6 protein-coding genes and 1 pseudogene are annotated in these 10,768 nt (G+C 73.6%); 2 read left to right on the top strand and 5 right to left on the bottom strand.

Features of this window, described 5'->3' with window-relative positions:
• Positions 1-419: 419 nt before the first annotated feature.
• On the bottom strand, positions 420-1,724 hold the full coding sequence (gene rocD / locus AB0D01_RS38995) for an ornithine--oxo-acid transaminase (RefSeq protein ID WP_363064041.1): 1,305 nt from the start codon (positions 1,722-1,724) through the stop codon (positions 420-422).
• A 27-nt stretch (positions 1,725-1,751) separates the two neighbouring features.
• On the bottom strand, positions 1,752-3,071 hold the full coding sequence (gene lysA, locus AB0D01_RS38990) for a diaminopimelate decarboxylase (protein ID WP_363064039.1): 1,320 nt from the start codon (positions 3,069-3,071) through the stop codon (positions 1,752-1,754).
• Between the two features lie 103 nt (positions 3,072-3,174).
• Here lysA and AB0D01_RS38985 point away from each other — a divergent pair, with 103 nt between their 5' ends.
• Positions 3,175-4,911 carry a helix-turn-helix domain-containing protein gene (locus AB0D01_RS38985; protein ID WP_363064037.1) on the top strand — a complete coding sequence of 579 codons (1,737 nt, stop codon included), beginning with the start codon at positions 3,175-3,177 and terminating at the stop codon, positions 4,909-4,911.
• Here AB0D01_RS38985 and AB0D01_RS38980 read toward each other — a convergent pair.
• The gene (locus tag AB0D01_RS38980; protein WP_363064035.1) at positions 4,900-7,866 is read right to left on the bottom strand and encodes a hypothetical protein; all 2,967 of its coding nucleotides are present in this window, start codon (positions 7,864-7,866) and stop codon (positions 4,900-4,902) included. The two genes, AB0D01_RS38985 and AB0D01_RS38980, sit on opposite strands and share 12 nt — an antisense overlap.
• A 19-nt stretch (positions 7,867-7,885) precedes the next feature.
• Between AB0D01_RS38980 and AB0D01_RS38975 the strand changes: the two genes are divergently transcribed.
• A complete protein-coding gene (locus AB0D01_RS38975; protein WP_363064033.1) occupies positions 7,886-9,715 on the top strand; it encodes an oleate hydratase in 1,830 nt (609 codons plus the stop codon).
• A 120-nt stretch (positions 9,716-9,835) separates the two neighbouring features.
• Here AB0D01_RS38975 and AB0D01_RS38970 read toward each other — a convergent pair whose 3' ends face one another.
• Positions 9,836-10,387 carry an excalibur calcium-binding domain-containing protein gene (locus AB0D01_RS38970; protein WP_363064031.1) on the bottom strand — a complete coding sequence of 184 codons (552 nt, stop codon included), beginning with the start codon at positions 10,385-10,387 and terminating at the stop codon, positions 9,836-9,838.
• Positions 10,388-10,694: 307 nt separating this feature from the next.
• Positions 10,695-10,768: pseudogene (locus AB0D01_RS38965) on the bottom strand (lytic transglycosylase domain-containing protein); the annotation flags it as partial.

Genomic DNA, 10,768 nt, shown 5'->3' with positions numbered 1-10,768 from the left:
GGCGTTGGACACGGAGGGACCTTCCGAAGGGGACAAGGACGGTCGCGGGCATGCCGAGGACATGCGTGAACCACTCACGCCAGGGAGAGGGGAACATCCGGCAGGCGGGGAAAGCGACCCCGCCGCCTTGCGACTCATCCAGTTCTACCGACCCCCCGACCCGCCGGCAACGAGCCCCACTACTACCCCACCCCCACACACCAGGCCCGGCGAACCGGGGCGAGGGTGCGGGATCGTGGCGCGCGGGGCCTACGATCCCGCTTCGTATGTGACGTGGGTCCTATGGGGCGAGTCACCCCGACAGGGCATTTTCCTTACGGAAAGTCACCCTTCGTACCCCTTTTCCGCGCTGGGTCCGGTGCCGGAATCCCCTCGGGATCGACGGTTTCGAGGGCTCCGCGCCTTGGGTTCCGAGACGGTCAGGCCGGACGCGCCAAGACCTCCGCGAGGCGATCGAGGCCCCAGTCCAGGTCGGCCTCTTCGATGACCAGGGGCGGGGCCAGTCGGATCGTGCTGCCGTGGGTCTCCTTCACCAGGACGCCGCTCCGGAGCAACCGGCGCGCGATCTCGCCGCCGCTGCCGTGGCGCGGCGGAACGTCCACGCCGGCCCACAGGCCCCGGCCGCGGCTGCTCTCGATCAGACCCGCCGCGGTGAGCTCGTCGAGTCGGCCGTGCAGTCGGGCTCCCAGGCGCGCGGACCGTTCCTGGAACTCGCCGGTGCCCAGCATGTCGATGACTTCGAGGGCGACGGCGCAGGCCAGCGGGTTTCCGCCGAAGGTGGAGCCGTGCTGTCCGGGGCGCAGGACGCCCAGTACGGCCTGTGAGGAGACCACGGCCGACACGGGGACGAGTCCCCCGCCGAGCGCCTTGCCGAGCAGGTACACGTCCGGGGTGACCCCCTCGTGCTCGCAGGCGAAGGTGCGGCCCGTGCGCGCGAGCCCGGACTGGATCTCGTCGGCGATGAGGAGGACGCCGCTATCCGCGGTGAGTTCCCGGACGCGGGTGAGGTAGCCGGGGGGCGGGACCCGTACGCCGGCCTCGCCCTGGATCGGTTCGATCAGGACGGCGACGGTGTCGTCGGTGAGGGCCGCCTCCAGCGCGGCGGCGTCCCCGAAGGGGACGATGTCGAAGCCCGGGGTGAAGGGGCCGAAGTCGGCCCGGGCGTCGGGGTCGCCGGAGAAGGAGACGACTGTCGTGGTGCGGCCGTGGAAGTTGCCGTCGGCGACGACGATCCGGGCGTGGTCGGGGCGCACGCCCTTGACCCGGTAGCCCCATTTGCGGGCCACCTTGACGGCGGTCTCGACGGCTTCGGCGCCCGTGTTCATCGGCAGGACGACCTCCATCCCGCACAGCTCGGCGAGCCGGGCGCAGAACTCGGCGAACCGGTCGTGGTGGAAGGCGCGGGAGGTCAGGGTGACGCGGTCGAGCTGCGCCTTCGCGGCGGCGATCAGGCGGGGGTTGCGGTGGCCGAAGTTCAGGGCCGAGTACCCGGCGAGCAGGTCGAGCCGGCGGTGGCCCTCGATGTCGGTGGTCCAGGCTCCCTCGGCGGAGGCGATGACCACCGGGAGGGGGTGGTAGTTGTGCGCGCTGTGGGCTTCGGCGGCCGCCACCGCGCGGCCGGTCGCGGATCCGGCCGTCGCGGGCACGGAGGTGGTGGTCGCGGGCGTCGCGGGCTCGGGCGTGGCGGTCGCGGGGGTGGTGGCCGCATGGGCGGAGGTGGACATGACGTCTCCGATCGGCTGGAGGGGCGGCTACAGGAAGGGCAGGGCGCGGGGGTGGACGGCGCCGGTGTCGCGGCGCAGCAGGTCCGCGTAGGTCTCGCGGCGGACCGCCTCCCGGGCCCGGCCGTCCCGGCAGAAGACGACGGCGGGCCTGCGCGCGCCGTTGTAGTTGTTGGCCAGGGAGTGGCAGTAGGCGCCGGTCACGGGCACGGCGACGACGTCGCCGGCGCGCGGGGAGCGCAACGGGACGTCGCGGATGAGGGTGTCGCCCGACTCGCAGTGCCGGCCGACCAGATCGCAGGCCTCCCCTCCCCCGACGCGGTCCACGACGGTGGCCTCGAACCGCTGGCCGTACAGCATCGGTTCCAGGTTGTCGGCCATGCCTCCGTCGACCGCGACCAGCGGGCGTTCGCCGGGCTTGACCGTGACCACGCGGTAGAGGGTCACGGCGGTCGGTGCGACGAGCGAGCGCCCGGGTTCGACGATGATCCGGGCATCGGCGGGCAGGAGTTCGCGCGCGGCGTCGGCGAGGGTCCTGACGTACTCCTCGATCGTCGGCGGCCGGTCGGTGTGGGTGTAGCGCACGCCCAGCCCGCCGCCGAGGTCGTAGACGCCGTGGCGGCCGAGCCCGGGGAGGTCGGCGACGGCCTCGACGGCCCGCCGGAAGGGGGTGAGGTCCATGAGCTGGGACCCGACGTGTACGTGCAGTCCGTCGAGGCGCAGCCGGGAACCGCGGCGGATGCGGGCCGCGGCCTCCACGGCCTGGGGGCCCGTCAGGCCGAACTTGGAACCTCGGTGTCCGGTCAGCATGGCGGCGTGGGTGTCGGCGTCGACCTCGGGGACGACGCGCAGCAGCACGGCCTGTCGTCCGCGGGTGACCAGTGCCTCCAGCCGTTCCAGGTCGCGCAGGTTGTCGACGACCACGGTGCCGACGCCGGCCGCGACGGCCATGGCGAGTTCCTCGTCGGTCTTGGCGTTGCCGTGCATGACGATGTGCGCGGGGTCGGCTCCGGCGGCCAGGGCGGTGACGAGTTCACCGCCTCCGGCGACGTCGACGCCGAGGCCTTCCTCCACCAGCGTGCGGACCACCTCGGTGCAGGGGAAGGACTTGGAGGCGAAGACGGCTTGGCTGTTCGGCCAATGCTCGTCGAGCGCGCGGCGGTAGGCCCTCGCCCGACCGCGCAGGGCTTCTTCGTCGACCACGAGAGCGGGGGTGCCGAACCGCTCGGCGAGGTCGGCCAGGCGGCACCCGCCGACCTGGAGGTGGCCGTGTTCGTCCAGGTCGGAGCCGTCCGGGAAGAGGTCCAGCAGGGTGCGGCCGGTGGGTGCCCCGGGGCGGTCGAGGATCATGGGACGGGTTTCCGTTCGGTTCGGCGGGTGATCTCCGGTGGCTATCCTGGCAACGCCTCGGCGCGAGCGCCGCTGCCGATCGGCCTACGAAAGGCGGCTCGCGTTGTCCGATCTCCCAACGGCCCCCGCGCCTTCCGACGGGGCCGCCACCCTCGGCGGGGTGCTGGACGGCGCCGGCCCCGCGGGCATCCGGCTGCTCGCCGCCCCGGACGGTCTGGGCGTGCCCGTGCGGGGCACGGTCATCCACGACGCCGGTGATCGGGTCGCGGACTCCCCCGGCGGGCTCCTCCTGCTGGTCGGGGTCGATCCCGGCGATCCGGGTGCGCTGACGCTGCCGGGCTTCGCCGCCGCCCGGGGCTGCACGGTCGTCGTGGTGAAGCGTCGCGGACGCGACATCGACCCGTTCGTGGCCGAGGCCGAGCGGCACGGTGTGGCCGTGCTGGCCGCCGAGGACGACCTGCCGTGGCGCAACGTCGACGCCGTGCTGAGCTGCGCGCTCACCGGCGCCGGTACGACGGCCCTGCTCGGGGCGGTGCCGATGGGGGGCGAGTTGTACGCCCTCACGGACCATCTGGCCTCGGTGGTGGGCGGTGCGGCCGTGGTGGAGGACCTGGCGCGGCGGGTCGTCGCCTATTCGAGCGTCCCGGGCGTGCGCATCGACGCGCCCCGCGAGCGGGGCATCCTCTCGCGCCGCGTGGAGAACTGGCCGGACCTGCCCGAGCAACCGCGGCAGTACCAGCGGGTGCTGTCCTCCGAGGAGGTGGTGCGCTTCCCGGCCATCGGCGCGGAACTGCCGCGGGCCGCCGTGGCGGTGCGGGCCGGCACGCTGCCGTTGGGCACGTTGTGGGTGATCGAACCGGAGGAGGGCATCTGCGAAGAGGGCCTGGCGGTCCTCACCGAGACCGCGCGGCTCGTCGCCCCGCACCTGCTGAGGTTGCTGAACCTGCCGGAGGCCAACCGGCGGCTGCGCCGCGAGACGCTCCTGACGCTGTTGGAGTCGGGTACGGCGCCCCGGGAGTCCCGCGCGCTCCTCGGGGTCGGCGGCGGGGTTCCCTTCCGGCTGCTGGGCTTCGCCCCGCCCGGTACGACCCCGCCCGGTACGACCCCGCCCGGTTCGGCCCCGGCGAACGGGGAGGCGTACGCGGGGTCGGTCGCGGGGTCGGCCGCCGCCTCGGCGACGGTCCTCGAACACGCGGAGTCCGAGGTGGTGCGGCACGCGGCGGCCCACCGCCCGGACGCCACCGTCGCGACGACGGCCGGGGTGGTCTTCGTCCTGCTGCCGCACTCGACGCGGGACGCGGACGGGCGCCGGTTCGCCGAGGCCGCGCTCGCCGCGGTGCGTCGCGCGGTCTCGCCCGCGGTGCGGGCCGCCGTGAGCCGCTCGGGGCAGGACGCGTCCGCCGCGCTCTCCCTGCGCGGGGAGACCGAGGCGATCCTGCGGGCCACGGTGGACGCGCCCGCCGGGAGCGCGCCGGCCACGCTCGGGCAGGTCCGCCACCGGATCCTGCTCGACCGGATCGGTGACGAGCTGCGGCGTGATCCGTGGCTGCGCATGACCGGGATCGACGAGCTGGTCGCGCACGACGCGGCGCACGGCACCGCGTACGCGGCCTCGATCACGGCCTGGCTGGACGGGCTCGGCGACATCGCGACGGCCGCCGACCGGCTGCGGGTGCACCCGAACACGCTGCGCCACCGGCTGCGGCGCGCCCGGGAGCTGTTCGACCTCGACCTCGACGATCCCGATGTGCGGCTGGCCGCCTGGCTGGAACTCAGGCGGTCGACGCGGCCGCTCCCGGCTCCTCGGGGCCACCGCTCCGGCGATCGGTCACGCCCCTGACCCCGGCGGCCCGTCCTCCCACCGCAGGACGCGCGCGATGCGGGCCCGCACCTCGGGGGGAACGCCGTCGAGGCCGCGCACGATCCGCGCGCGCAGCGCCCCCTCCTCCTCGGGCGACAGCTCGCCGGCGCCGAGCAGCAGTTCCAGCACGTCGTGCGCCAGGGAGGTGGCCGGCCCGTCCGGGGAGGTGAGGAAGGTGGTGACGGCCGGCCCGAGCCGGGCGAAGACCGGGTCCATGGCGTGGCGCACCACACCGTCGTTGGTGCCCGCGGAGACGTCCAGCTTGTGGCGGAGCTCCTCCCAGTAGGTGCGGGACCAGCCCGGGCCGTCGTTGCCCCGGGGGTAGCGGTACAGCCAGTTCATGTCCGCGGGCTCGGGCGGTTCCGGGGCCGGTGGTTCCGGGGACGCGGTCCGCAGGCCGATCTCCAGTTCCCGGCCCCGCTCGCCCCAGGTGCGCCGCACCGTGAGGGACAGCGCGAAGTCGGTCCACTGTTCCTCGTCGAAGGAGGAGCGCCACAGGAGCGCGTGGCGGTGCCAGGCGCTGCCGTGGTCGTTCCACGACGGGAACAGCTCGCGCGCGGTGGCGCTGCCCTTCAGCAGCAGGATGACGAGGACCAGGTTGGCCCCGTAGACGCCGTGGCGGGCCGAGGTCCGCAGTCCCGGGGAGGCGGGGAAGCGGGTGGGCCGGTAGGCGCGGTGCGGTTCGTGGGTGCGCTGCCCGTGCTGTTCCAGGACGTCGATGAGCAGGCGGGCCAGTCGTCGCCGCTCGGCGGCGGGGATCCGGCCCACCATGTGGCCGGCGAAGCGCATCATCTGGCGGGAGGACAGCGGCGCGTACGACAGGAGGGTGTACGCGAGGTCGTCGTCGACGCTGCTCTCGGCGGCGGCCAGGGTCGGGCGGTGCGCCAGGAGACCGGTGAGCACGTGCAGGGCGAGGCGTACGACCAGGTACTCGCCGAAGGTGGCGTGCAGGAACTCGTACGTGGCGAGCACGTGGCCGTCGCGCACCGACTGGGCGCGCTGGACGAAGAAGAAGCGGCCGAGTGCCACCTCGGCGCCGCCGAGCGGGGTGCGGAACCCGGAGGCCTCGACGGCGGTGCGGCCGAGGAGGGCCGCGAGGTCCTCGTCGAGTTCGGCGGCCGAGACCCACTGCCGGCGACGGTTGTGCACGGCGAAGGCGACCAGGGAGAGGCGTTGCAGTTCGAGTTCGGCGCGTTCCCGGGCCTCGTCGTCGAACGCGGTGGTGTGGTGGGGGCCGGTCTTGTCGATCTCGCGGCGGGCGAAGGTGACGAGCAGTTCCTCGTACAGTTCGGCCTCGTCGAGGGGGCCGTCGCCGTCCCGGTGGAGGGCGTTGTCACCGGCGTCGTACAGCGCCAGCATGGTCAGCAGCAGCGGTTGCGCGGCCAGCGCCCGGTGCCGCTCGACCGCCTCCCAGGTCAGCGGTCGCAGGCCCCGGGAGGCGAAGAGGTCGGCGTTGCGCTCGTTCCACACGGCGAGCCAGCGACGTATCTGGTCGGGGTGGAACGGTTCGAGGCGCAGGGCGACGAGGCCCTCGGGGTAGCGGGCCCGGTCGGCGACGGCGATGCGGCTGGTGACGAGGGCGCGGACGGTGCGGTGCTGTTCCGCCTCGCGCCGTTGGAAGCGGGCGACCCGCGTGAGGAAGTCGCTGTGGTGGACTCCGGTGGTCTGCAACAGTTCGTCGAAGCCGTCGAGGAGCAGGACGGGGACGAGGCCGCCGGCCGAGCGGACCAGGTCCGGCCAGGCGGCGCGCTCCCCGGTCGCGGTCCGCACCGCCTGCTCGATCTGGGTCTGGAGGTCGTCCTCGGTGCGCACGTCGCGCAGCGGCACCCGTACGGGCAGGAAGCCGGCGGAGGGCAGTCGTGCGGCCAGGACCCGGGTGAGGACGGACTTGCCCGCGCCCGGCTGGCCGAGTACGAGGACCGGGGCCTCGGCCGATGCCGCGGACGTCAGCGCCCCCGCGAGGTACCCGGTGAGGTCCCGGCGCACGGGGGCCTCCTGCCACCAGGCCTCGGTGGCCGGGGCTCCGCCGCCCGACACCTCGCGCACCCGGAAGTCCGGGTCGAGGTAGATCTCGCGCAGCGTCGGGACGCGGACGCCCTCGGGGCCGGACGAGGCGTCCAGGACGGGACGGGCCAGGACGGCCTCGGCGGCGCGGGCGAGGGCGAGGGCGACGTCGGTCGCGGGGCGTGCGGTGCCCGGCAGGCCGGCGAGCAGTTCGGTGATCCCGGCGAGGGAGCGGCGTACCTCCGCCCGGGTGGCCCGGTGCTCGACCTGCGTGGTCCAGAACCCGAACTCCGGTGCCTCCTGGGCGAGTCGCGCGTACAGCGTCTCGTACTCCCGCACGGCCTCGCGGGGCAGGTCGGTGCGCAGCGCCCGGCGGGCCTCGGCGCGTTCGGCGTCCGTGCGCGCGCTCCAGACCCGCAGCCCCTCGGCGAAGTCGAGGAACCGCTCGGACAGGGCCTCGTACCAGTGGCCCAGCCGGTCGGTGACCGCTTCGTAGGGCTGGTGGGGTGCGGGGACCGGCGCGTCGACGGCGGCGAGCGAGCGGGCGAACGCGGCTCCGCGCCCGGTGGCCGGGGAGGCTCCCGCGAGGGCGAGCTGTTCGGCGCGGGTCAGCTGGAGGTCGTCGAGGGCGACCGGCAGGCGGCGTTCCTCCAGGGCCTGGAACCAGGCGAGGACGACGATGACGGTGTGGGCGGCGTGCAGCAGTTCGGTGCGCTCGGCGCGGCCCTGCGCGCGGCCGAGGCTGCGGCCGATGCCGTGCACGGCGCCACGGCCGAGCGACAGCACGCTCCCGCGTGCGTCGGCCATCCGCAGGATTCCCTCGCCGGCGCCGCCGGTGGCGAGGTTCAGCGCCCCGCCGAGCGCCCGGTCCAGCGCGGCGACGGCGGGCGGATCGGTGCCCAGCAGCGTCAACGCGTCGGAAAAGGACAACAGCCCCCGTGATCCCGCCATGCCCCAGCGCCCCCGTACCCCGTGCCCTCGTCGCCCCCGCGGGTGTCGCCCGCGACGCCCGCGCCCACCGCACTCTGACACAGCGGCGCGCGGCGGGGGCGCCGTTCGCCGCAGCCGGTACCGGTCGAGGTCGCCGTCCCGCGCGGCCGGCGCCCCGATGGCGCGTCCGGATTGCGGGGTCCCGCGTGGGGTGGTCGGCTGGCCGGGTGAGCGCGCGGCCCGTCCGGGGGCGGCGCGGCCGTCGGACGAGCGGAGACCCGTCGTGGCCAAGGCCTATCTCGTGGGTTCGGGCATCGCCTCCCTGTCGGCGGCGGCGCTGCTGATCCGGGAGGGCGGTTTCGCGGGTGGGGACATCACGCTCTTCGAAGCCCAGGACCGGACCGGCGGCAGTCTGGACGCGGCGGGCGACCCGGAGAGCGGGTACACCATGCGGGGCGGGCGGATGTTCGAGCTGCACTTCGAGTGCACCTACGACCTGCTGCGCTCGATCCCCTCCCTGGACGCGCCGGGCACCTCGGTCACCGAGGACACCTTCGCCTTCCACGAGGACTTCGCCTGGAACGACCGGGCCCGCCTCGTCGACGCCGGGGGCCGGCGGGTCGACACGCGTTCCATGGGGTTCTCGGAGCGCGACCGGCTCGACCTGGTCGCGTGCGCGGCCCTGCCCGAGTCGCGCCTGGACGGCAAGCGGATCTCCGACTGTTTCACCCCGGAGTTCTTCACCACTCCCTTCTGGTACATGTGGTGCACGACCTTCGCCTTCGAGCCCTGGCATTCGGCGATCGAGTTCCGGCGCTACCTCAACCGGTTCGTGCACCTCTTCAAGACCTTCGACACCATGTCGGGCATCTACCGCACCCGTTTCAACCAGTACGACTCGATCGTGCGCCCGCTCCGGGCGTGGCTGCGGGACCAGGGCGTGGTCATCGAGACGAACACCACGGTCACCGACGTGGAGTTCGCCGATGGGGACGGCATCACCGCGACCTCCCTCACCCTCGCCCGTGACGGTGCCGGCTCGCGGATCCCCGTCGGACCCGAGGACCTGGTGTTCGTCACCAACGGTTCGATGACCGCGAATTCCACCCTCGGCACCACCGACACACCCGCCGTGCTCGACACCGGTGCCCCGGACGCCTCGTGGCAACTGTGGCGGACCCTGGCCGCCAAGCGGCCCCACCTGGGCGACCCCTCGGTCTTCGACTCCTCGGTCGCGGACTCGACCTGGGGGTCCTTCACGGTGACCACCCAGGACCCGACCTTCTTCAAGGCCATGGAGGAGTTCTCCGGCAGCGAGGCCGGCAAGGGCGGACTGATCACCTTCAAGGACTCCGCCTGGCTGCTGACCATCGTCCTCAACCACCAGCCGCACTTCCACGACCAGCCCGAGGGCACCTACGTGTGGTGGGGTTACGCCCTCTTCCCGGACAAGCCGGGCGATCACGTGGGCAAGACGATGGCCGCGTGCACCGGCCGCGAGATCCTCACCGAGGTGCTCGGGCACCTGCGTCTCGCGCAGGGCGAGCAGATCCTGGAGTCCGCGATCGTACGGCCGGCCCTGATGCCTTACATCACCAGCCAGTTCCTGGTCCGCAAGGCCGGCGACCGGCCCGAGGTGGTGCCGTCCGGATCCACCAACCTGGCCTTCATCGGCCAGTACGCGGAGGTCCCCGACGACGTGGTGTTCACCGTCGAGTACTCGGTGCGCACCGCCTGGACCGCCGTGGCCCGGCTGCTCCGCCTGGACCGGCAACCGCCGCCGGTCCACAAGGGCGGCCACGATCCCCGGGTCCTGCTCGAAGCCCTGCACACCCTGCACCGCCGCTGAGCGGGCGTCGCCCGCTCAGCGCGATCTCCAGCCTGCGGCCGCCGCGTCGGAGGCGGCCGCCAGGACGGCGCGGTTGGCCTTCAGTCGGGCGTGGTCGGGGCGGGCGGGCCCGCGGGCGGGTCACCGCTCGCAGGCGACGCCGTCCCCGTCCTTGTCGAGGTGCTTGCCGTAGCCCGGGTCCCCGCGACGGATGGGCGCCGCGCCGGCGGCGCGGACGGCGTCACAGTTCTTGTACGAGACGCTGCCGCCACCGCCGGAGGTGGTGGACGACCCTCCCGACGAGGATCCGCCGGACGTGGTGGAGGAGCCGCCGCTGGTGTCGTTTCCGCTGGTGGGCGGCTTCGGAGCCTGCGTGGTCCTGGCCGGGGCGGGCGTGGGGGTCGCCTTGCGCGTGGGCGTGGCCGCGGCGGAGGGGGTCGTGATCGCCGTGGGGGTCTCCAGCGGCGTGGGGCTCGTCGAAGAAGTCGGTTCCGCGGAGGTCGGCGAAGGCGCGGGGCTGCTCTGCGTGACGGCCGGCTTGCCGTCACGACCGTTCTCGGCGCCCTTCTTCCCGCCGTCGGTCAGGAAGGGCACGAAGAACCAGATGCCCGCGAGGACGGTCGCGATGATCTTCTTGGGCTTGTCCCACGGTCCGGCCCACGCGAGGGCGATGCCGACCGGGGGTATGACCACCAGCATCGCGATGATCAGCGCGGGATGCTGCCACCAGCGTCTGACGGGCGGCTGGACAGGGGGGTACGAGTGCGGGGACGGGTACACGGGTCTCCGAGCGGGTGTGAGGTGAGCGGAAAACATGACCGACGGTCACCGGGTGGGATCAACCCAGTGATCAACGCTCACCTTGCTACACCCTGTCAATACGTGCCAAGCACCCATCGAGCAGTATTTGAAGTTTGATCGAACGCGAAAGACGCCCGGCCGGGGTGTTCCGGTCGGGCGTCTTTCGTGTGCGTACGGGCCGCGCTCGTGCTGTGGCGGCCTAGTACCAGTGGTTGGCCTGCCAGAAGTTCCAGGCGCCGACGGGGCTGCCGTAGCGCTCGTTCATGTAGTCCA

Origin of the sequence: Streptomyces sp. NPDC048606, from assembly GCF_040650855.1 — a bacterium.
Classification (GTDB): Bacteria; Actinomycetota; Actinomycetes; order Streptomycetales; family Streptomycetaceae; genus Streptomyces.
Note: the sequence above shows the minus strand (reverse complement) of the source record. Positions and strands in the feature narration are given on the sequence as shown.